Annotated in this window: 21 protein-coding genes; 11 read left to right on the plus strand and 10 right to left on the minus strand. The window is 61.8% G+C overall.

Features of this window, described 5'->3' with window-relative positions; all coding sequences use genetic code 11:
- Window positions 1-4 precede the first annotated feature (4 nt).
- The 4 genes from LDL28_RS01680 to LDL28_RS01695 all read left to right on the plus strand — a co-directional run bounded on the left by LDL28_RS01680 (window position 5) and on the right by LDL28_RS01695 (window position 4,597).
- Window positions 5-742, plus strand: a complete 738-nt coding sequence (locus tag LDL28_RS01680) for a copper resistance protein B (protein ID WP_233059149.1) — start codon at window positions 5-7, stop codon at window positions 740-742.
- 297 nt (window positions 743-1,039) lie between these two features.
- A complete protein-coding gene (locus LDL28_RS01685; protein ID WP_233056918.1) occupies window positions 1,040-2,668 on the plus strand; it encodes a CHASE2 domain-containing protein in 1,629 nt (542 codons plus the stop codon).
- A gap of 78 nt (window positions 2,669-2,746) precedes the next feature.
- Window positions 2,747-3,088: a hypothetical protein gene (locus tag LDL28_RS01690; protein ID WP_233056919.1), complete on the plus strand. Its 342-nt coding sequence runs from the start codon at window positions 2,747-2,749 to the stop codon at window positions 3,086-3,088.
- Between the two features lie 18 nt (window positions 3,089-3,106).
- Entirely contained in the window at window positions 3,107-4,597 is a 1,491-nt protein-coding gene (locus LDL28_RS01695) for a M48 family metallopeptidase (protein ID WP_233056920.1), read from the plus strand.
- On the opposite strand, the gene LDL28_RS01700 is transcribed toward LDL28_RS01695, so the two are convergent.
- Genes LDL28_RS01700 through LDL28_RS01715 form a run of 4 tightly spaced genes read right to left on the minus strand, consistent with a single transcriptional unit; the run spans window position 4,594 to window position 7,986 of the window.
- Window positions 4,594-5,880: an Hsp70 family protein gene (locus tag LDL28_RS01700; RefSeq protein ID WP_233056921.1), complete on the minus strand. Its 1,287-nt coding sequence runs from the start codon at window positions 5,878-5,880 to the stop codon at window positions 4,594-4,596. The genes LDL28_RS01695 and LDL28_RS01700 overlap by 4 nt on opposite strands.
- 50 nt (window positions 5,881-5,930) lie before the next feature.
- Window positions 5,931-6,224: a hypothetical protein gene (locus LDL28_RS01705; RefSeq protein ID WP_233056922.1), complete on the minus strand. Its 294-nt coding sequence runs from the start codon at window positions 6,222-6,224 to the stop codon at window positions 5,931-5,933.
- Entirely contained in the window at window positions 6,221-7,705 is a 1,485-nt protein-coding gene (locus LDL28_RS01710; RefSeq protein WP_233056923.1) for a PepSY domain-containing protein, read from the minus strand. Before LDL28_RS01710 ends, LDL28_RS01705 begins: the two co-directional genes overlap by 4 nt.
- A complete protein-coding gene (locus tag LDL28_RS01715; protein ID WP_233056924.1) occupies window positions 7,702-7,986 on the minus strand; it encodes a hypothetical protein in 285 nt (94 codons plus the stop codon). The genes LDL28_RS01710 and LDL28_RS01715 overlap by 4 nt, the downstream gene beginning before the upstream one ends.
- 216 nt (window positions 7,987-8,202) lie before the next feature.
- Between LDL28_RS01715 and LDL28_RS01720 the strand changes: the two genes are divergently transcribed.
- From LDL28_RS01720 to LDL28_RS01730, 3 genes are all read left to right on the plus strand, one after another.
- Complete coding sequence (locus LDL28_RS01720; RefSeq protein WP_370636199.1) at window positions 8,203-9,252, plus strand: LacI family DNA-binding transcriptional regulator; 1,050 nt, start codon at window positions 8,203-8,205, stop codon at window positions 9,250-9,252.
- A 92-nt stretch (window positions 9,253-9,344) separates the two neighbouring features.
- On the plus strand, window positions 9,345-10,202 hold the full coding sequence (aroE, locus tag LDL28_RS01725; RefSeq protein WP_233056926.1) for a shikimate dehydrogenase: 858 nt from the start codon (window positions 9,345-9,347) through the stop codon (window positions 10,200-10,202).
- Window positions 10,203-10,256: 54 nt separating this feature from the next.
- Complete coding sequence (locus tag LDL28_RS01730) at window positions 10,257-11,765, plus strand: sugar porter family MFS transporter (RefSeq protein ID WP_233056927.1); 1,509 nt, start codon at window positions 10,257-10,259, stop codon at window positions 11,763-11,765.
- Window positions 11,766-11,809: 44 nt separating this feature from the next.
- On the opposite strand, the gene LDL28_RS01735 is transcribed toward LDL28_RS01730, so the two are convergent.
- Both LDL28_RS01735 and tmpT read right to left on the minus strand, forming a co-directional pair.
- Window positions 11,810-13,231, minus strand: coding sequence for an MFS transporter (locus tag LDL28_RS01735; protein ID WP_233056928.1), 1,422 nt, complete (start codon window positions 13,229-13,231; stop codon window positions 11,810-11,812).
- Window positions 13,232-13,451: 220 nt separating this feature from the next.
- Window positions 13,452-14,102: a thiopurine S-methyltransferase gene (gene tmpT, locus LDL28_RS01740; RefSeq protein WP_233056929.1), complete on the minus strand. Its 651-nt coding sequence runs from the start codon at window positions 14,100-14,102 to the stop codon at window positions 13,452-13,454.
- Between the two features lie 229 nt (window positions 14,103-14,331).
- On the opposite strand from tmpT, the gene LDL28_RS01745 reads away from it, so the two are divergent.
- On the plus strand, window positions 14,332-15,156 hold the full coding sequence (locus LDL28_RS01745; protein ID WP_233056930.1) for a dienelactone hydrolase family protein: 825 nt from the start codon (window positions 14,332-14,334) through the stop codon (window positions 15,154-15,156).
- 30 nt (window positions 15,157-15,186) lie between these two features.
- On the opposite strand, the gene LDL28_RS01750 is transcribed toward LDL28_RS01745, so the two are convergent.
- The 4 genes from LDL28_RS01750 to LDL28_RS01765 are packed head-to-tail and all read right to left on the minus strand — an operon-like array spanning window position 15,187 to window position 19,184.
- A complete protein-coding gene (locus tag LDL28_RS01750) occupies window positions 15,187-16,185 on the minus strand; it encodes an ABC transporter ATP-binding protein (protein ID WP_233056931.1) in 999 nt (332 codons plus the stop codon).
- Entirely contained in the window at window positions 16,182-17,219 is a 1,038-nt protein-coding gene (locus tag LDL28_RS01755; RefSeq protein ID WP_233056932.1) for an ABC transporter ATP-binding protein, read from the minus strand. Before LDL28_RS01755 ends, LDL28_RS01750 begins: the two co-directional genes overlap by 4 nt.
- A complete protein-coding gene (locus LDL28_RS01760) occupies window positions 17,209-18,183 on the minus strand; it encodes an ABC transporter permease (RefSeq protein ID WP_233056933.1) in 975 nt (324 codons plus the stop codon). Before LDL28_RS01760 ends, LDL28_RS01755 begins: the two co-directional genes overlap by 11 nt.
- Window positions 18,180-19,184: an ABC transporter permease gene (locus tag LDL28_RS01765; protein ID WP_233056934.1), complete on the minus strand. Its 1,005-nt coding sequence runs from the start codon at window positions 19,182-19,184 to the stop codon at window positions 18,180-18,182. The genes LDL28_RS01760 and LDL28_RS01765 overlap by 4 nt, the downstream gene beginning before the upstream one ends.
- A gap of 272 nt (window positions 19,185-19,456) precedes the next feature.
- Between LDL28_RS01765 and LDL28_RS01770 the strand changes: the two genes are divergently transcribed.
- The 3 genes from LDL28_RS01770 (at window position 19,457) to LDL28_RS01780 (ending at window position 22,224) form a co-directional block, all read left to right on the plus strand.
- A complete protein-coding gene (locus LDL28_RS01770) occupies window positions 19,457-19,849 on the plus strand; it encodes a hypothetical protein (protein ID WP_233056935.1) in 393 nt (130 codons plus the stop codon).
- 774 nt (window positions 19,850-20,623) lie between these two features.
- On the plus strand, window positions 20,624-21,844 hold the full coding sequence (locus LDL28_RS01775) for an outer membrane beta-barrel protein (RefSeq protein ID WP_233056936.1): 1,221 nt from the start codon (window positions 20,624-20,626) through the stop codon (window positions 21,842-21,844).
- A 101-nt stretch (window positions 21,845-21,945) separates the two neighbouring features.
- The gene (locus LDL28_RS01780) at window positions 21,946-22,224 is read left to right on the plus strand and encodes a hypothetical protein (protein ID WP_233056937.1); all 279 of its coding nucleotides are present in this window, start codon (window positions 21,946-21,948) and stop codon (window positions 22,222-22,224) included.
- Window positions 22,225-22,294 lie beyond the last annotated feature (70 nt).

A 22,294-nucleotide genomic window follows, 5' to 3' on the forward strand; every position in this document is an offset into this window, starting at 1 on the left:
CGGCATGGGACCGGCGGCGCGCGCCCAATCGTCCGGCACGCTTTACCGCGCGGCGGATGCCCCTTCCGCCACGCCTGTCGTCTATCTGGGCGGTATGCGGCCCGTCATGGATCAGGCCAGCTATTTCCATGGGATCCTTGATGAACTGGAGGGACGTTACGCACCCGGCGGCTCGGATTTCCGCTGGGATGGCGAGGCATGGTACGGCACGGATTACAACAGGGTCTGGCTCAAATCCGAAGGGACCTTGGAACATGGTCGCCTGCATGACGGGGATCAGGAACTGCTCTACAGCCGTGCGGTCTCGCCCTATTTCAATGTGCAGACGGGGGTGCGGGCGGATATTGACGATGGCCCGACGCGAACATGGGGTGCGCTGGGCGTGCAGGGGCTTGCCCTTTACCAGTTCGAGGTTCAGGCCACGGCCTATGTCAGTGATCGGGGACGGTTTGCCTCCCGTCTTGAGGGATCGTACGATTTCCTGCTGACCAACCGGCTGATCCTTCAGCCGCAGGCGGAATTCAATCTCTATACCAAGTCCGATCCCGTCCGGCAGGTGGGTGCCGGCCTGTCCGATGTCGATACCGGGTTGCGGCTACGCTATGAAATATGGCGCAAATTCGCACCCTATGTGGCCGTGACCTATTCTGGCTACCTGACACAGGCCCGGCGGATCGTCCATGACCAGCGTGGCGAGACCGGCTCGCTCAGGTTCAGCTTCGGCGTGCGAAGCTGGTTCTGAAAGCGCACCTGTAAATTCGGGCTGGGGGTAAGGCCGCAGGCAGCGGCCCGCGCGCTGGTGGCATGTTGCTGCCAGGCTTCAGGATGGTTACGGATTGTTTCTTTCCTGTTGACCTGACTGTTTTTCAATGACAAAGAATTGTGGATAAACGGTCTAAATTAAGCGTGAGAAGCATACCCGACTATGAAGGCAATCCGCCTGGACGATATTCCCAGATTCTGCCGGCGGGTCTGGCAATTCAAGTGTCAGTATGCCGGGCTGGGTTTGCGGGGCGGGGGGCTTATGCTCCTTTTTCTCATGTATTGGATCGTTTTCAAGTATATTGATCCGGTGGGGCTGGAAAGCGCGACCAAATCGGCATCGGGTCAATTTTTCTCCGCCATTACGGAGCCATTTTACGGCTACGGCTCTCACGGGCGGTCCCAGTCACATATCGCGGTTGTGGAAATATCGGATGATTCCCTCAGTTATTTCGGGGAAGCCTGGCCGATTTCCTATCGCCACCATGCCTATCTTCTCAAGCAGATACTGGATGCGAAACCTGCCGCTATCCTGGTTGACATTTACTTCAATGGTGAACGGCAGAACGATGACCTGCATGCCCTGGACGGCGTGCTGGCACAGGCGCGCCAGATGCATGTACCGATCTTTTTCGTCCATGGCATTCCCGGTGACCCGACCGCCATGCTGCCGGCCCCGCTGACCCCGTATCAGGTCTATTCGGGCTGGACGGGTGAAAAGCCGGGCATGTACCCCCTGCATGTAAATGTGCCGGGCAGTCGTGAAAAAACCGCTCCCACCGCGGCCTTCGCCATGTACAGCGCGCTCTGTGCCGATCAGTGGCGCAATCTGTGCCATGTGGATGAGGCGTTTGAAGAACCCGCCTTCGTGCGCTGGGGCGTTTATGTCGATCCGGTCCAGAAACAGGTTTTCAACAGTTCCGGCGGCTGCGTGGATGCAACGGCCGGGGGTGCCTCGCGTGTGTGGCGCGCCGTGCGTACCGGCGTTGATGCATTATGGGGGCAGTGGGTTCCGCCGAGGGAAAACGCCTGTTTTTATCCGCTTACCATGGATGCGGCATTGCTGGATGGCATATCCCCGCGCACGAACCGCCCCTATACGGATGTGCTTCAGGGGCGTGCGGTCTTTTATGGGGGCGATCTGGCCGCCATGCATGACGTGGTCAATGCTCCGGCCATCGGGCAGGTTCCCGGTGTCCAGTTGCACGCCATGGCGTTCGATAACCTGCTCACCTATGGGCAACAGTATTTTCACGAGGCGCCCGAATTCATAAAAACCCGCTATCTCTCGCTCGATAAGGCGGAGATGGTGGAACTGGTGCTGTGGATGGCGCTCAGCCTCAGCCTTGTCATAAAGCATCTCAGAACCCTCGGGAAAAACAGGACATCTTCCCATACGGGTCATGAACAGGAAAACAGGGCGACCGAAAAGGAATCCAGCAGGCGCGGACCGACCCGAAAACATGATGGGATCACCCGCCACGCGGTGTTCAGCCGCACCAAGATCATGGCGGGCGCCCTGTTCTGCAGTGTGTGTTGTGTCCTTGATCTGGGATCGCGGCATGTATTCTCGCCAGTTCTTATCGGGCTGTACGGATTTGTATTTATATTGATCGTACTTATGCCCATCGAGTTCGAGACGCGGACCTACCTGAGAAAGCTGCGGCAGGTTTTATGCATCAGCGCCGTGGCCTTCTGTGTCAACGAACTGTTTTTTCACTGGCCCAATACCGACTGGATCGGTCTTGCGCTGCTGTGGTTCACGGTGCCGGAAGTCAATGAAGACAACAGTCCGGTACAGAGTATGTCGAATTTCTGTTCGTCCATCTGGCGCAGGCTTGTTCTCAGATATGAAAGAACAAAAACATTCATGAACTTCGGTCATAATATAGGTCGGGATAAATGACCTGAAAACCGGACCGGATATATCAGAGGAATTGAAATGAAGCGTTATTTTTATCCTGGTTTGTTTGTTGGTGTTCTGATGGCGGGCGTTACGCTTGTTTCCCTGCCGGGGCATGCGGCCAAAACCAATATGGTTACCGATGTATTTGCCGATTCCGTAACCGTTTTCGGGCCCGACCATAAGCCGATGGGCAAATTGCCCGCCGCCGCCCTGCTGCACCGCCCCGTGGTGGGGGAAGACCCGACAACCGGCCTGCTCAGGATCCAGACGGATACGGGCGTGGTCATGGTCAAGCCGGGCAAGGTCGGGACCAGCGCCAAGGTCGACCTCCCGGCCGAGGGAGACTGCCGGCTTCTGCGGCCAGCTTCCGCCAGTCGTGAGGACAGTTCCACCTCCGGTCTGGCGTCTGGTTGCAACTGATCCCAAGGTCAAGACAGCATGAAATACCGTTGTGGTTTTGGAAATCTGGCGCTCTCCGTGCTGGCCTGTACCGGCCTTATGGCCGGGCATGCCGCAGCCGCGCCGGATGTTCCGGGCAAGGGCAAGTACATCTCCGTCATTACGCCTGTCACGTCCTATCCCGCCATGCAGCCCGGCCCGGAACTGCTTGACCCGAATAACAAGATTCCGGTTGGCGTGCTGTCGGAACCCGTGACCGTCGCCTACCTGAAAAAGATAGCCAATAACCTGCTGGCGGGGTGGCAGGGGCCCCGGCCACCGCTTTATATCTATATCCAGCCCAGTGACCAGTTTACCAGCGACGCCACGATTGGGGGGACGCTGGTGTTCACCACTGGCGTCCTGAACTATTTCGCGACGTCTCCCGCCTTTCAGTCGGAAGACTGCATGGCCTTCGTGGTGGCGCACGAACTGGCCCATGTCCTGTTGAACCATCCGGCGGACATGCGCAATTCCAAGAAGATGATGGATAAGACCAACGGCGCGCTACAGCTTATGTCCACCCTGGCGCATATGGCGAAATATGCCCCCGTGGGCGGCGGCGCGGCGCTGGCCTATGTGGCTGACAGCGCGCTGGTCGAGATGGCGCAGGAATATATCTTCCCGATCTGGCAACGGGGGCAGGAGGTCGAGGCGGATACCCTTGCGATCGACCTTATGGCGCGCGCCAATTACTCAGTGGAGGAGGCGCTGAAGGTTCTGGAGATCTTCAAGCAGCGCGAGCAGGAAGAGCACGAAAAACAGGCCGCGCTGGACCGGGACTTCTTTAAGGACGTTGTCAATACGGGCAACCCTGTCACGGGCTTTTTCAATCAGGGTCTCGGGTGGCTCGGGCGGAATGCACAGGCAACCCTGCACGACATTGCGGCAGACCATCCCGGTGGGGCCAAACGCCTCAAAAAGGCACGTGCATATATCAACCGTGAATATGACGACCAGATGGTCACCCTGCGCTCGGCCCCTTTCCGCGCCTTTATCGGGCAACAGCCCGTGCGGCAGCTCCTGACGGATGTAAAAAGCCTCAATACGATCCAGACGGCGTCACTTGACAAGCATAATGCCCCGACTGCCGATGCGACGTTACGTGTCCTGCATAACGTAAAAAGTGCCGCGGTGCAGCGGAGCGAATATTACTTCTATCTGGAATACGCCGCCCGCCAGCAGAAGGGGCAGGGAAACCAGATGCTTGGCCAGTTGCATCAGGCCTATCTGAGACCCGATGTGACGGAAGATATCGCCAAGGCCTATGCCCAGACGCTGGAAACGCAGAAGCAGTATACCCAGGCGCTGGGTATCTATGAAAATATCCAGAAGCAGTTCGGGGATGACGGTATGTACGCCTACCGCATCAGGGTCATCAAGAAGCAGAACCCGAAGGGAGATACGGCCATCCTGATGGCCAAATGTATTGCAACAGGTGACGACGCCATCAAGACGCTGTGCAACGATGCACAGAATAATAAACTCTAGCCGTTCATCAGGGCCAGCCCCTCCGCGACCGATACGAATTCACCCCCCATATCAACACGGTCGCGTCCAAACCGCCTGATAAACAGGTTACGCACGGCGGGAACGAACGAGGTGCCCCCGGTCAGGAACACCCGGTCGATTGCCGTTGCGGGCAGCCCGGCGCGGATAAGGGCCGCCTCCACGGCGTTGTCGAAACGGGTCAGGTCGGGCGCAATCCAGCTTTCGAATTCCGTGCGTGTAATTTCACGGTGGATTTCCAGATTGCCATAAGAATAATCCAGAACTGTCGCTTCAGCGCAAGACAGGGCCCGCTTTGCCGCGCCAACCGCGCGATAGAGCGCCTGCCCCTGCTGGTCTTCGATCAGCTTCATCAGGGCATGAAGCCTGTCGGGTTCGGATGCGGTGCGGGCGACATCGGCAATGGCGCGCAGTGTCTGCGGCGTGCGCATCAACGCCAGACGGTGCCAGTGGCCCAGGCGTGCATACCATTCAGCGGGCACCGGCAACGGCTGCCCCCCCATGACCCGGTAGGTGGCGTGCCGACCCAGTTCGGGTGAAATGACATGGTCAATGATCCGGTAGTCAAGCTGGTCCCCGGCAATGCCGACACCAGCGTATCCAAGGGGTACGGTGCCGTGCGCGGCATCGGGGTCAAAGCGGAGAATGGAAAAATCGCTGGTGCCACCACCAAAATCAGCAACCAGAACCGTGGCCGGTTCCCTCAGCCTCTGGGCGAAGCGCCATCCGGCGGCTTCGGGTTCCAGCGCGACATTGACATGCTGGAACCCGGCGGTGCGGAAACTGTCACGCAGGCGCTGCTCGCCAAAGGCGTTGTCGCTCCGCTCACCCGCAAACTGCACGGGCCGCCCCACCGTTGCACTGACATGGGCGGGATCGACCTGAAGCATGTGCATGAGACAGCCCAGAAAGCGTGCAATCAGCATTTCCAGTGTCATGACCTGACCCAGGAGGCGCGTCTGCCGGAAGGAAGCCTGCGCCAGATAGGATTTCATGGACATGATCAGCCGGCTTTCCGCCGGATCTTCCAGATAGGCATCAATCGCGGCGGCCCCGATGGCTTCATGCAGCGGTGACTGGCCGGGCCGCGTTTCCTCATGCCACAGGCATAATAACGAGCGACAGGTCTCGACCGGCGGATGATGGGGAAAGGAGAAGCGCATGGGATGCGGCTGTCCATTCGCATCCAGCATGACCACGACCGTATTGGTCGTGCCGAAATCTATGCCAAGCCGTACGGTGGGGGAAGAAGCGGGGGAAGACATGGCGCCTGATTAAGCATCCCTCCGGTTCGTGTCCATCCATAGAAACCGTTTTAAAAGGTCCGCCCCCCGCGACCGGATCCATCCCGATGACGCAGGCCAGGGAGCAGGGCGAGGGCAACCACCACACCGGCAATGGAAAACGTCATGCACCATGCCAGTATTCCGGCAATGGCGTCGTGCCGTATCGCGAAAACAAGTGCGATAAAGGGGGCAAGCATGCGCATCCCCCGCACCGCAATACGGTATCGCAGCGGCGGATGTGGCAAGCCATAGCGGTCCGGGTGCAGCCACGCATGGCATGACAGGCCGATAACCCATGCTGACAGGGATACAGCGATAGTCATGCCCTGTCCCCCGCAACCCGGCGGCCCGCGCACAGGGCCGTAAATGCCGCCAGCACGCTTATGGCGCCCACACCCGCATGGATGCCGGGACAGGTCATCCACACACCGGGGGCGGTCAGAATATCGAGCAACGGCAACCCGCATCCCAGCACCACGATCCCCCCAAGCTGCTCACGCCAGCCGGACGGCGCGTGTCCGGATACCGACCGCCCAAGGCCATGCAGCAGGCAAAGCCCCCATACCGTGAAGAAGACCTCGATCTCCCACATATCCCGTCCCGGCAGGGCAGGGGGCAGCAGCCGGTTGCCCCACAGGAAGGCGAGAACACCCACGGGCAGGCCGGCAAGGGTGGAGATCGTCAGCCCCTCCGCTACACGAAAAGCCGCGAGATGCCCGGATTTGCGGCGGCGTTTCATAAGGAACAGGACAAGCCCGGTGGCGATGACGGCTGTAGCCGACAGGCCCGAGATGAAGTAGAGCCACCGCAGCGCGGGTGGGGTAAAGCGCGCGTAATGCAGCCCGCGCATAAGCTGCATGGTGGCGGCAATTTCGCCATGGTTGATCGTGGTTCCCAGCAGGCGGCCATCGGGCAGGCTGAAATCCACATGATCGCGGCTCAGATACGGGCTGGATGCATCACTGGCCGAAATGCTCAGGCGGTCCGGCGCAAACAGGATGAAACCACATTCCCGGCCCTGCAGGTTTTCGCGCGCCGTGGCCAGCAGCGGGGCCAATGGCGGCACCGGCAACAGGGCCGGGGCCGGATGCGGCGTAGACAGGTTGGGGCCCGGTCGCGCTGTGCCGCCCCCATGGTGGTGGTGGCCGATGGAAGGCTGCCAGGGGAACAGCCTGTCGGCATGAACGAGTATTCCCGTGTAAGTGCACATGATCGTAAAGGGCAGGAACAGCACCCCCGCCAGAAGATGCGCATCCAGCCACGACCGTATGGGTGAAACCGACAGGCGCAGCATGACCAGATCCGGCAGCAGCGCGCGCAGATGGATCACGATGCCCGACCCCACGGCGACCAGAAGGGCCAGCGCCAGAATATCGACAATCCGCACCCCGCCAATGCCCGCGCTGCGCAGGGTGTAATGAAAGTCGTAGAAGAATTTTCCTCCCGCCGTTTCGCGGGCCGGGATCACCGCGCCGGTGCGGGGGGCGAGAACATCCCCGGTGAATTCATGGCCATTATAATGAAGGATCTGGAGCGTGGGTGAACGCCGTGATGGCAGGTTGAGAAAGGCCTGGATTCCCAGCACCTGCTGGCTGCGCAGCATCTGCGCGGCTTCATGCAGGGCTGTCTCGGTAGGGGGGGTATATGTCCCTACGCGAATCTCCGGCTGCATCCATAACGTGATTTCAGTATCGAACACCGTCAGCGTGCCGGTGGCGAAAATGCATAGGAGACATAGCCCGCACACGAACCCGACCCAACCGTGAAGCCAGCCCATCCGCGTACGCAGGGTTTCACGCATCATGCCAGACAGCCCAGGGCGGCCAGCCCGCCCAGTGCGCACACCACCAGCAGGCCCCGCTGCCGCGCATTGCCCCCGAAACCAGTCAGGATCAGGACGGGCAGAAAGGCTACGATAACAATATCACCCACAGTCGCGGCCTCGACCGGGTTCGGTCCGGCCCAGCGGACAAAATCCTTCAACACCAGACAGGCGGCAAGGTAGGAGAGCAGGCAGGCGGCGACGGCGCTTAAAAGCCTGTTTATCGTAAGGCTGGAACCGGGACGTGCCGTGTTGCGGGGCATGGGCATTCTTCTGTTACGGACAATAAAATAATGCGACGCATTCGCATAGCATGTCCATGCCATAAATTGCCGGATTTGCGAATAGCTATCAATGCCGGATCTCGCGCACCCCACGATAATTCCGGCAGACATGCCACCCCGGCCATATTTATCGCCACCGCGTATTCACGCCCACGCGGTGGTCATTGCGCACCCGACAGTGTAAATAGCTATATCTTGCTGTCGCAGTCATCGGTTCGGGAGGTCAGCATTACACGACCGGTCACATCAACTGATGTCGCCCGGCGGGCAGGTGTGTCCCAGTCCGCCGTGTCGCGTGCTTTCTCGCATGGCGCAAGCATCGCCCCCGAGACCCGGCGCAAGGTGCTGGAGGCGGCGGCGGCCCTGAATTATCGCCCCAACCGCATTCCGGGCATCATGCTTTCGGGGCGCTCGCGCATGGTGGGGGTCGTGGTGGGCGGGCTGTCCAACCCGTTCTATGCCTCCACGCTGGAATACCTCGCCACATCGCTGCGCGCGGGCGGGTTGCAGGTTTTACTGGTGCATGTTGATGACGCGTTGACGCTGGACAGCGCGCTCGACCACCTGTTGAGCTACCGGGTCGATGCGGTTGTCACCGCGCTGGCCATTGGCAGCCAGCGCGCCGCGCGTATGCTGTCCGACCTGAAGATACCCGTGATCTGCTTCAATTCCCGCCTGACAGGCCCGTGGATTTCAACGGTCGTTTCCAACAACCACGCGGCGGGCCACATGGCCGCGCGCGTCTTCGCGGGCTGTGGCGTCACCCGCCCGGCCTGGCTTGCCGGGCCGGTGCGCAATGCGGCGTCGCGCGCGCGCGGGCACGGATTCATGGAGGGGCTGAAGGCGCATCCCACGCAGTGGCCCGACGGGGCGCTCGAAATGCGCGGGGACGACAGCTATGACAGCGGCTATGACGCGATCTGCCGCCTGCTGGCGCGTGGCGAACGCCCGGACGGGCTGTTCAGCAGCAACGACCTCATGGCCTGTGGGGCAATGGACGCGTTGCGCCAGCATGGGAACCTGAACTGCCCGGATGATGTAGTGGTGATGGGGTATGACAACATCCCGCAGGCTGGCTGGCATGCCTATGACCTGACCAGTTTTGACCAGCAGGTGGACTGCCTTGTCGGGGCGGCGACGGATCTGCTGGACATGGCGCTGGGGCCGCAGGGCGGCCCCACATCGCGCACCCGCGTGATCGAGGCGCGGCTGGTGACCCGGCGCAGCACGGCGCGGATCATCTAAACGTTATCTTTTTTGTCATTGTTTGGTTGCCCCGTACCCGTGCATAGCTATGCAAGAGATTGCAGATCGGTTTGCCACGTAGGAGTGACAGTATGGGCGACAGGAATTTTCGTAGCATTCTTACCGGGTCGTTTTCGACGCCCTGCGCCGATAACCCCACGGTCGCGATGATCGAGGCCGCCTACCGGCATGCTGGGCTGGACGCCCGCTACATCAATTGTGACGTGAAGCCCGAACATCTGGCGCAGGCCGTGGCGGGAGCGGTGGCGATGGAGTGGATCGGTTTCAACTGCTCCCTGCCGCACAAGGTCGCGGTTATCGAACATCTTGATGAACTGGCGGATTCCGCGCGGATTATCGGCGCGGTGAACTGTGTCGCCATCCGCGATGGCAGGCTGGTGGGCAACAATACGGATGGCAAGGGATTCCTTGCATCGCTGAAGGGAGTTACGGACCCGGCGGGCAAAAAGGTACTGCTGCTGGGCGCGGGCGGGGTCGCGCGGGCCATCGCGGTGGAACTGGGGCTTGCCGGCGCCGCGCATCTGACCATCGTGAACCGGGAGGTGGCCAAGGCTGAAAATGTCGCGGCGCTGGTCCGTGACAACACGCCCTGCGCCGCCACGGCCATGGCGTGGGACGGGCCGGTCAGTGTGCCGGGGGATGTCGATATTCTCATTAACGCGACCTCCATCGGGCTGGGCGATGCCGAGGCCCTGCCGCCGGTAGAGCTGGAAACGCTGCGCAAGGGCCTGGTAGTGGCCGACGTAATACCCAATCCCCCCATGACGCACCTGCTGCGCGCGGCAAAGGCGCGGGACTGCACGGTGCTGGACGGGCTGGGCATGCTGGTCAACCAGGGCGTGATCGGGGTCGAACTGTGGCTGGGCCGGACACTGGATTCAGGCGTGATGCAGCGCACGTTGCAGGAGATTTTCGAAGTTTCCGCCTGAACCGGGCAGGAGCGCAACGGCGCAAACCAGGGCCGAAAGGAAAGAGAGGGCCGGATGACAACCGCTTCCACCATCAGCAGTGAACAGGTCTCACCCCGCCACCGGATACGGCAGCGCGCGTTTGCCGTCCTGCCGCAGTTCGCCCATCTTGATGACCGGCGGGTGGAAGCGCGCCGTTATGTCGGCATCGCCGCCGCCGTTGCGGCGGTGGGCGGCCTCCTGTTCGGATATGATACCGGCATCATCGCATCCGCGCTGATTTACGTCACCCAGAGCTTTTCCCTTTCCACCAGCGGGCAGGAATGGGTCGCGGCGGCGCTTAATCTGGGTGCCGTGGCCGGGGCGGTCATCAGTGGCCCGGTTTCGGACCGTTATGGCCGCCGTCCCGCCATCATGCTCGCTTCGGCCGTGTTCATCCTGGCTTCCTTCGGCTGTGGCCTTGCACCCGATGAGACGATCCTCATCATCGCCCGGCTGTTTCTGGGGGTCGCGATCGGGGCGACAACTCAGATCGTGCCGGTTTACGTGGCCGAACTTGCCCCGGCGGAGCGGCGGGGCAGCCTCGTATCGCTGTTCCAGATGGTGTTTTCGCTCGGGCTGCTCGTGGCCTTTTTTGTCGGTTATGAAATGGCGGGCCCACCTGACTGCTGGCGCGCGATGTTCATGCTGGGGGCGGTGCCGGCGGTGCTTCTGGCGGTTGGCATGCTGTTCCTGCCCGAAAGCCCGCGCTGGCTTTTGCACAGGGAACAGGAGGTGCGGGCCATAGCGATCCTGTACCGCCTGCGCGGGCATCATGACCCGGTGCGCGCGGAACTTGACGCCGTCCTGTCCGTGGAAAAGGACGACGGGGACGGCGCGGATACGCGGTGGAGCGTGCTGCGCCAGCCATGGCTCAGGCCCGCGCTGGTCGCGGCGTTGGGCATTGCCGCCCTGTCCCAGCTTTCGGGGCCGAATGTGATTGTCTATTACGCCCCCATCATCCTGTCACAAACGGGGCTGGGTCATTCCACGGCGCTGCTCACGTCGGTTCTGGTAGGGGTGACATCCACGATCACCACGGTCATGGGGATTGCGCTGATCGACCGTGTCGGCCGCCGCCGGATGCTGCTGTGGATGTTGCCGTTCGCCGCCCTGTCGCTGTTCATTCTGGGGGCGATCTTCCTGAGTCCCGCCCCGGTCGCGGGGCTGCGCATGGTGCTGATGGTCGCATCGCTTCTGGGCTATATCTTCTTCAATTTCGGGTCCCTGTCGGTTGCGGTCTGGCTTATCGCATCCGAAGTCTTTCCGCTTCAGGTCCGCAGCAAGGCGATGGGGCTGGCCAGTGCGACCGTCTGGCTGTCCGATACGCTGGTCTCACTCGTTACCCTTTCCCTCGTCAATGCGTTGGGCACGACGGGCACGTTCTGGCTGTTTGGGGTCATCAACGTCATATCCTTCGTATTCGTCTGGGCCTGTGTGCCTGAAACGGCGGGAACAACGCTGGAAGATATTGAATCCCGCCTGCACGCGGGCACCTTCCTTACGGGTGGCCATGGCCATGCGAGAGGGAATGCAAAGCCCTGAGAAGCTGTTTGAAAAACCAGCCCGGGAAACGGCCTTTACGCCCTTCAGGCCCGATGCCCGCTTATTTCCTGCCCCAGCGCGCATGGCATGCGCACGTACCCAAGGGATGCGACCAGCGCGATACCGCCCGCGATGAAAAAGGTGGCGTGCAGTTCCGCCAGACCCGTAACCTGGCTACGGTCCAGAATCTGGAAAAACGACAGGCTGAAAGCCGCGCAGGCCACCCCGGCGGCTGATGCCGCCTGTTGCAGGATGGACAGGAGCCCCGATGCGGCACGGCGTTCATTGCCGGAAATATCGGCAAAGGCCATGGTCGAAAGGCTGGTAAGCTGCATGGAACGCGTGGCCCCCGCGAAGACCAGTATCAGCACCAGCAGCGCCGTATTCGTATCCGGCGCGGCAAAGCCGCATGCCAGCAGGGAAAGTGTGACCAGCAGCCCGTTGACGAGCAGGACATTGCGAAAGCCGAACCGGCGCAGGATGGCGCTGGTAAAGGGCTTGAGCCCCAGATTGCTACAGAAATACACCAAAACCCACCCACCCGCGGCGGCGGGCCGCAGGCCGAAGCCAAGCTGGAACAGCAGCGGCAGCAGGAACGGCATGGCCGAAAACAGCGTGCGGAACAGGATGCCGGGATACAGCACGACATAGCGCAGGCTGGGGCGGCGCAGCGGGGCCAGTGACAGGATGGGCGTGGGATGACGCCTGAGATGCCGCACGGCGGCCCATCCCGTCGCAAGGCCGGCAATGATCAGCCCACAGGCGATCTCGCGCGCGGCCCCCGGTTCCGCCGCGCGCTGAAAACCTGCCAGCAGGGTGGTCAGCGCCACGGCGCACAGGGAAAAGCCGGTAAAGTCCATGGGCGGTGGCGTGGATTTTTCTTCCCGCGGCACAAAGCGCAGGATCGCGAATGCCCCTGCCAGCCCGATGGGCAGGTTGAGCCAGAAATTCCACCGCCAGTCGAGAGTCTGGGTAATGAACCCGCCCAGCACCGGGCCAATAATGGGGGCGAGCAGGCCGGGCCAGACTGTTACGGCCTGCGCGCGCATGAGCGCGGCCTTGGGTGTATGGCGCAGCACGACCGACATGCCTACGGGCATCATCATGGCGCCAGCCAGCCCCTGCGCGATCCGGGCCAGCACGAACATGCCCAGCCCGGGCGCCAGTCCGCACCATACGGAAGCAAGCGTAAAGGCGATAACGGAGACAAGCAGCACCGTGCGTTCCCCGATCCTTTGCGAAAGCCAGCCCGACAGGGGCGAAAGTGCCGCCGAGGCCAGCATGTAGGCCGTGATCCCCATGGAAAGATCAATGGTGCTCACGCCAAAGGAGCGCGCCATCTGCGGTAGGGAGGTGTTGATGATTGCGCCATCAAGGTTCTGCATGAATGATGTCGCGGCCATGATCAGCGCGATCATGGGCGAATAGGTCTGTCGTGCGGCAGGGGCGCTGGGTCGGGAGGGCATTTTACGATCGGCAAACCGGAATACGGGAAACGGGGCAGGGGCCTGCATAGCGTGCCGGGGCCGTCCCGTCTTGTATGATGCGCTGCCTGTTCCGGGGCAGGCCCGAGGGCGTCCTTCCGATCATATGACCGTGAAGGGGGATGTTTCAGCCCGGATGGCTTTTTTCATGGTGCGGGACTTCATACCGTCGCATGATCCCCGTGGGGACGGGTGTTGCGGCCTATGCCATGCTGGCGCGCGGTTCCATGATCCATACAATCTCCGATGCCGGGCATACCCCTTTCAGGCCACCGACCAGCTTCGGTTTCTCGATGCATGTGAGATGGAACATGTCATCATAATACTGCCTGACTTCGGCGTCATCGACGGAAAAGGGCGGTCCCGGCCTGCAGGACTGATCGTATTCCAGGCAGACGAGCAGGGCAGGCGCCGCGTTCGTGATGGACATGAGATGGGATGCATAGGGCCCACGCATGTTTTCAGGCAGGGCGACCAGTGCCGCGCGATCATAAACGGCATCGACCGACCCCAGTTCGGCCTGGGTCAGGTCCAGGATATTGCCCACGAAGATACACAGGCCATCGGCCTCGTAACATCGCAGCACCCCGACTTCCGAAATGCGGGGCGTCAGGCCCAGTTCGGCAAAGAGCTGTTCGACGGCAAGTTCGCTCAGTTCGATTCCGGCAACCTCGAATCCCTGCTCCAGCAGCCAGTGGATATCGAGGCTTTTCCCGCAAAGCGGCAGGAAGATGCGGGCACCTTCGGGCAGGCCAAGCGTGGGCAGGTGGCGGGTAAGCAGGGGATTGGGCTGGTCTTCGTGGAACCCGATCTCATTGCGCTGCCATTTCTCCCGCCAGAATGTTTCGTTCATCGCCGTCTGCTCCACTCACTTCGCTCTTGCGTTTATTGTATCAGTTACCTTGCTGGCCGCAAAACGGTACATGCCCGGCAGGCGCGCGGCCCGGTGGGGTAAAGGGATCCCGCGCCCGGGGGTTCCGGCACGGGCCGATGAAAACCGTGCGACCATATGGACAGGGCGCGGGACTGGCGGGGCGGATGTATTGTAGGAATGGCTGACTTTTTTTCTTGCGAGGTGCCCGATGGCCGCCCTGTTTTCCTTACGTCCAGCCGTGCCATGCATCCTGTCGGCCGGTCTGTTCGCAGGCATGTTCATGCCCCATGTGGCGCGGGCGGGGATGGTCGCCCGCCCGGTCTCGTGGACTTATGGACATACGCGCTTCGAAAGCGTGCTGGTGTATGATGATGCGGTTGCCGCCAGGCGGCCGGGGCTGCTTATGGTGCCCGCGTGGTTCGGGGTGAACGCGAACGCCATCCGCAAGGCCGAACAGATCGCCGGGCAGCGCTATGTCATCTTGCTGACGGATATGTACGGGGCGACCGTACGGCCGCGGACCACGGAACAGGCCCGCAGTGCGGTCAGCCCGTTGCTGGCGGACCGGGCGCTCATGCGCGGCCGTGTCAATTACGCACTTGGGCAACTCAGGGCGCAGGCGGCGAGCGCGCCGGTTGACGTGTCGCATCTTGCCGCGATCGGGTTCTGTTTTGGTGGCGCCGCCGTTCTCGATCTGGCGCGCAGTGGGGCGGATGTCGCCGCCGTGGTCGCCTTTCATGGTAATCTGGGCACCGACGATCCGGCCCTGGCAAGGCACATCCGCGCCCGCGTGCTGGCCATGAACGGCGCCGATGATGAAACCACATCCCCCCAGTTCGGCAGTTTTACACAGGAAATGCGCGGCAGCCCGGCCCCCTGGCAGTTCGTTCTCATCGGCCATGCGGTCCACTGCTTTACGGAGACGGAAGCCACCGCTCCCTCCGGCCTGTGCCGGTATGATCCACTGGCCGCCGGGCAGTCCTATGCCCTGATGCGACAGTGGTTGGCCGATGCGTTCGCCGCCGCGCCATAGCGCGGCCGTGCGGGGCGGGGCGCGCGTGCTTCAGTCACCCGCAAGGGGAAAATGGCATGCCGCTTCATGCCCCGCCCGGATGGGGCGCAGGGCAGGCTCTTCCACGCGGCAGCGATTTTGTGCGTACACGCAGCGGGTATGAAAACGGCACCCCGTCTGGTGGGTGACGGGGCTGGGCACATCGCCGCGCAACGCGCTGGCGCGGTCGGCCCCCACCACGGGGCGGGGAACGGCGGCGGTCAGGGCCGCCGTGTAGGGATGGGCCGGATGATGCAGTACGCTGTCGGTTTCACCCAGTTCGACAATCACACCCAGATACATGACCGCGACGCGGTTTGAAATCTGGCGCACCACCGCCAGATCATGCGCGACGAACACATAGGTCAGCCCCAGTTGGTCCCGCAGATCGGCAAAGAGATTGACGATCTGGGCCTGGATGGACACATCCAGGGCGGAAACCGGCTCATCGGCCACCACCAGCCGGGGCGAAAGCGCCAGCGCGCGTGCAATGTTGATGCGCTGGCGCTGGCCGCCGGAAAATTCATGCGCGTAACGCTCCAGCGCCGTAACGGGCAGGCCAACCAGATCCATGAGTTCACGGAGCCGGTCATGGATCCGCGCCGCTGGCCGCCTGCGCCCCGTCGCATCGGGATGAACGTGCAGCGGTTCGGCCAGTATGTCGCCAATGCGGCGGCGTGGGTTGAGCGATGCGTGTGAGTCCTGAAACACCATCTGCATGCGCGGGCGCAGCGGACGCAACGCGCTTTCGCGCAGGCGGGTTATGTCGCGCCCTTCAAAGCTGACCTGCCCGGAGGATATATCGGTCAGTCGCAGCATGCAGCGCCCCAGCGTGGATTTGCCACACCCGGATTCCCCCACCAGCCCCAGCATTTCACCCGCCATGACGCCAAGCGAGACCCCATCCACCGCCTTCAGCATCTGGCCATGGGGCAGGCGGTAGGTCTTGCGCAGATCCCTTATGCCAAGCAGCGGCGTGGTGAGGGATGCGCTGGTGGCGTTGTGGCTCATGGCTGCCCCTCCCATACGGTGTTGGACAGGCGTGGCGGCAGTGGCGCGCCTTCTGCCGGAAGGACACTGGCGGCGGCGTGCCCCGACCCGACGGCCACCAGCGGCGGGGGCTGGGGCGTACAGCTTTCATGCGCGTACATGCAGCGCGGCGCGAAGGCACAGCCAGCGGGGCGCCGGGATGGAACGGGCGGCATGCCGGCAATGGCGGGCAGCCGGTGCGGCCGGGGGCCATACAGGGGCGGAATGGAGTCCAGCAGGGCGGCGGTGTAGGGGTGGGCGGGGCGGGCGAACAGGGCTGGGGCCGGTCCGGTTTCGGCCACGCGACCGGAATAGAGCACGAGCACATTGTCGCAGCTCCGGGCCACCACGCCCATATCATGCGTGATCAGTAATACGGAGGATCCATGCGTGCCGCGCAACGCGTCAATGAGTTCGAGAATCTGCGCCTGCACCGTTACGTCCAGCGCGGTTGTCGGCTCATCGGCGATCAGTAACGTGGGATTGCACGAAAGCGCCATGGCGATCATCGCGCGCTGGCGCAGCCCGCCGGAAAGCTGGTGGGGATAGCTCCGGGCCGCGCGGGTGGGGTCCGGCACGCCCATTTCCCCCAGCAGTTCCAGCGTGCGGGCCCGCGCCGCACGGCGGGACAGGGGTTCATGGGCGCGGATCTGCTCATCAATCTGCCAGCCGATGGTATGGACCGGGGTGAAGGCCGTCATCGGATCCTGAAAGATCATGGCCATCTCGCGCCCGCGCAGGCGGCGAAGCTGCTTTTGTGGCAACCCTACAAGTTCATGCCCCCGAAAGCGCGCGGAACCGCGCACCTGCACGCCGGGGCTGTCGATCAGGCCCATCAACGCCATGGCCGTTACCGACTTGCCCGACCCGGATTCCCCCACCAGCCCCAGAATCTCTCCTTCATGCAGGGTAAAGCTCACATGCTCCACAATCGGGATCATGCGGCCATGGGCGGGAAAGCTTATGCACAGATCCACGACTGTCAGCAGGGCGGGGGGCGATGGGTTACCGGCCATCGCGCACCCGTGGGTCAACCAGCAGGTAGAGCATGTCCACCACCGCATTGGCGATAACGACAAAAACGGCGGAATACATGACCGTGGCCATGATGACCGGCAGGTCGAGCGTGGTCAGCGCGCGATAGGTCAGCCGCCCCACGCCGGGCAGGCCGAACACCACTTCCGTCAGGAGCGCGCCACCCCCCACAAGCTGCGCGAAATCCAGACCGAAGAGCGAGATGAACGTGATCATGGCGGTACGCAGCCCATGGCGGAGAAATATGCGCGCGGGGGAGAGCCCCTTGGCGCGGGCGGTGCGCATGAAGTCTTCACCCTCCAGCGCGACCAGATCGGACCGCAGCACTCTGCTGTACAGGCCGATGAACATGACCGCCAGCACGACCCATGGCAGCACAAGCGACCTGAACCATCCCCACGGATCCTGCGTGAAGGGCACGTAACCCAGCCCCGGCACCCACGAAAACAGCCATGTATCATGATACCGGCTCTGCGTGACAAGGTTGGTGACCTGACCCAGCCAGAACACGGGTATGGAAATGCCCACCAGCCCCAGTGTCATGAGGATACGGTCCACCCATGTATTTTTCATGGCGGCGGCCAGCGTGCCCATGGCGATGGAAACCGTAACCCAGATGAAGGCGGCCCCGCACACCAGGCTGGCGGTGACCGGGGCGGCCTGCATTATTTCGGGCACCACCATTTCCCCCCGGTCGGCATAGGATGCCAGATCGCGGGTAATGAACAGCTTTTTCATCATGGTCATGTACTGAACCGGCAGCGGGCGATCAAACCCGTATTCCCGCCGTACTTTTTCCATGACCTGCGCGGAGGCATTGCGCCCGGCGATACGGGCGGTGGGGTCCGCGCCCGGTGTCGCGAAAAAGACGAGGAACACCAGGGCCGAAACACCGAACAGCACGAAAACCGTCTGTCCCGCGCGGCGTAGCAGCGCCATGGTCACGACGCACGCCGTGCCGCGTCACGCACATCCAGTGCGTCACGCAGCCCATCGCCCAGGATATTGAGCGCCAGTACCACAATCACGATCGCGACCCCCGGCGCGATGGCGACCATGGGGCGGGTGTAGATCAGGCCCTCGCCATCCTGAATGATCGTGCCCCATGACGCCGCGGGCGCCTGCACACCCAGTGAGAGGAAGGAAAGCGCGCTTTCCGCCAGCAGCGCCAGCGCCATGAGCAGCGGGCCCAGCACGACCAGCGTGGTGGTCAGGTTGGGCAGGATGTCATGCACCATGATGCGCCAGTCCGGTATGCCCAGACCGCGCGCCGCCAGCACGAATTCCGCCTGCCGCAGCGCAAGGACCCGCCCGCGTATGGGCCGCGCGGCATAGGGAACATAGACCAGCGCGATGATGAGGATGGGAATGAGAAGGTTGTCGGCCCGCACCACGAACGGCCCCAGCCGCAGGGTCTGGCTGACCATGACGATGGAAAGGGAAATGGCGAAAAGATAGACCGGCACCGCCCACATGATGTCCAGCATGCGGCATATGACGCCATCCACGATCCCGCCGCAGAAACCGGCGGCAATACCCGCCACGGCGGCCATGAACAGGCAGATGCACGCGGCCGAGGCTGAAATCAGGAGCGAGTTGCGCCCCCCGTACAGCAGCCGCGCCATAAGGTCGCGCCCCTGGCTGTCCGCCCCGAGCAGATAGGCCGCGCGCCATGTCGGGCCGATGGGGCTGAGGCCGAGATGGAGCGGATTGTCATTGGGCTGCATGATATCCACCGCCTGCCCGTCAAACGAAATGGTTCCCGCCACGTTGGAGGTAAAAGGATCCGTATGCGCCACATCATGAGCGTAAAACGGGGCCAGCAGGCATGCCAGGGTCATCAGCGCCAGCACGCTCAGGGCCAGCATGGCCGAACGGTTGCGCACCAGTATAGACAGGGCCTGTATCCATGGGCTGGTGGGGGTGGGGCGGAAAGGAGAAGGCATGATATGATGACACCCGAACACTTGGAAACAGGTCGTGGCTGCTGGTGTGGCCGCCCCGTTTTTCAAAGACAGGCCGGACTATACCCCTGTTTGCTGAAGGACGAGAGACAGGACCGGAATTTTTAACGCGGGCCACCCGAACCCTGCAGGGGGCAGCATGGCTGTTACGTGTTCAGGATATGGATCTGATACAATAATGTGACAAACCGCCACCTTTCCGTCGTGGTGTGGCATCAGATTAGCATAAGAAAATGAGTAGGACGATGAAGCATATGAAATCGTTGACAGCGGCTTTTGTCGTGCTGGCGCTCGCGGCCACGCCGGGTGCCACGGTAATATCCAGCGCCCATGCGCAGGGGCATGGCGGCGGCGGTCCGGGCGGTGGCGGTCCGGGTGGCGGTGGCGGCGGGCCACATGGCGGCGGGGGCGGCTGGGGTGGTGGCCACGGCGGTCCAGGCGGCCCGGGTCGTGGTGGCGGCGGCTGGGGCGGCGGTGGCTGGCGCGGCGGCGGTTGGGGTGGTGGATGGGGGGGCGGCTGGATTGCCCCGCCTTATCCCTATTATGGTTATGGCTATGGTTATGGATATCCTGTTTACGGTTATCCGGGATATTACGGTTATCCGTACGGTGGGTATGTTGGTGGCTGGGGTTGGGGCGGCTGGTAAAGGCCCTGTAATAACGGGCCGGGTACTGGTCATGGACTGTCCCGGCCCATGTTTTGACTTCATGCAGGCGGTCACGCAGCACGGATTACGCGCCCCACCGTCACCCGAAAGAGGCGGCGCGATACGGCCGGAAAGCCGGTCATACACACCGACTGTTGCAGCATAAGCGCACCATTGGGATATAAATCACCCTATCCCGCATAGAGATAATGGACCCGCACCGATCCGTCCTGCCCGCCGGGCTGGTGGATGGGTGTGGGACGTGAATGTCGGGCTGTCGCGTACTCCGTCACGCGTTTCATCAACGGGTTTTTTCACGCCGGTTCAGGCGATATGGGGCCTGCCGCCCTGGCGAATGTGCAGTTTCCGTAAAGGGATTGCCCCGACCCGTCGGGCGCCTGCGGGCGCGGACCGGCCGGTCGGATCCGCAGGACGCAGGCTGATATTTTTATCCCCCATCGTGTGCGACATACTGTGTCACGAACATTACAAACATGTGTCGCCATATTTTATTGTTATGAAATCGTAACGATGTGTGTGGCATTTGCAACATGCTGATATTCAATCGTTATGATGAGGAGCATTTCGGTTCGTTACCAAACAAAAGCTGTTAGATAGCGTTGTAGCGAAAACGACATTTTGGGGACCGCCATGAAGAAAAACGGGATGAGAGTATCTGGGTTCCGTTCCGGTATTGGATGTATTACGGCACTTGCCGCTGGCGTCCTGCTTGATTTGCCTCAAGCTCATGCCCAGGTTTCCATATTCAAAAGCATGGAAAAAAGTGATTCCGACATGGCGCGCTGGCTGTCGGGCATTACCCTGACCGGACAGGTCGAAGGGGGCATCATGGCCAACCCCGCCCGCCCGCAGCCAGGCTACAACTTTGGCGACTTCTTTGCCGACCATGCCAATCAGGTACAGCTCAACCAGGCTGAATTCACCCTGCAAAAGGCGATTGACCCCTCAAAGGGCGGCTATCAGGTCGGCTTCACCCTTGAAGGCATGTACGGTTCGGATGCCCGCTACTACCAGCTTCTGGGTGTCAGCGCGCATGAATGGAACGCCCGCTACCAGTTGATTCCCGCCCAGGCCCATGCCGATGTTCACCTGCCCTGGGCCACCAAGGGCGGGCTGGACATGCATGCCGGTATCCTTCAGGCCCCCATGGGCGTGGAAACGCTCGATCCCACCACGCGCCCGTTCTATACCATTGCCTATACATCCGAATATTCGGTTCCCTTCCAGCATATCGGCGCCATGTTCAACTGGCATGTGACCGATATGATTGACGTGACTTTCGGCATCGACACCGGCAACCAGACGTCATTCGGCCGTTCCGACAACAACAACGCGCCCGCGGGTTATTTCGGGTTCAACCTGAACAACCTTGCGCATGGCAAGCTCAACATTATCGAACTGAGCCGCGTCGGGCCTGAAAACTCCCGCTATTCCTCCGCTGGCGGGCGGTATGAGGCCGACCATGCCGAACGGTTCTGGAACGACATCAACGCGACCTACGCCGTGAATGACCGCCTGACCCTGACGGGTGAGTTCAATTACATCCATGACGAAGGCCTGAACGGCATCCGCTCGAACGGCAACTTCAAGGCCGCCGATGCGGAAAGCTTCGTCAGCTTCCTCAGCTACAAGATCAACAAGGTCCTGACCTTCAATTACCGTGGTGAAATCTATCGCGACAATAACAACCTGATGGTCGCGACCTTTATCGGCAACAATGCCTACATGGATGGTATTTCCGGTCGCGCCGGCCCGGGTGATGGCCTTATGCCGGGGCCGAGCGGGCATGGCACCACCTATGGCGAAATGACATTGGGCGTGACCTACAAGCCCGATCTGGGCCACCATGTCCGTGTTTTCATGCTGCGGCCTGAAGTGCGTTTCGATCGCTCACTTAACGATACGACACCCTTTAACGGTGGGCGCAACAACGGCATGTTCACCTTCGGTGGCGATGCGGTCATCGGTTTCTGATCCGTGGGCAGCGCATGGATCATGCGCTGCCTGAATGAACGAAGGACGGCGCGGGTCAGGGGGAGGTGTTCCTTCAACCCGCTCGGCTGGATCAGGCCGTCATGCGCTCGCCAGTCAGGACGCTGTTTGGAAATAAACAGTCAATAAAAAACAATAAAAGTTTTTGGATGCTGTCTTTTTTCAAAAAGGCGGCGTTTCCTGCATTCATGCACACCGGTTCTGAAGTGGTGGGGGCGGGGGTGCGGGCGTATCCAGCGGAAAAGGCTGCTTCGGCCCCAAAGGCGGATAATCCCGTGGGGATGGCGGGTTGGGCGGGGGTAGGGGCGGCTGTCCGCAGATGCGGATGGAAGGTATCAACATGGCGGTTCTCACTTTTATGACGCCAGGAAAAACCATAAGCTGTCGCCTGCCCATCCGACCCGCATGCGGGCCCTGGCCATTGCGGTTCCC

The organism is Komagataeibacter sp. FNDCR2 (assembly GCF_021295395.1).
GTDB lineage: Bacteria > Pseudomonadota > Alphaproteobacteria > Acetobacterales > Acetobacteraceae > Komagataeibacter.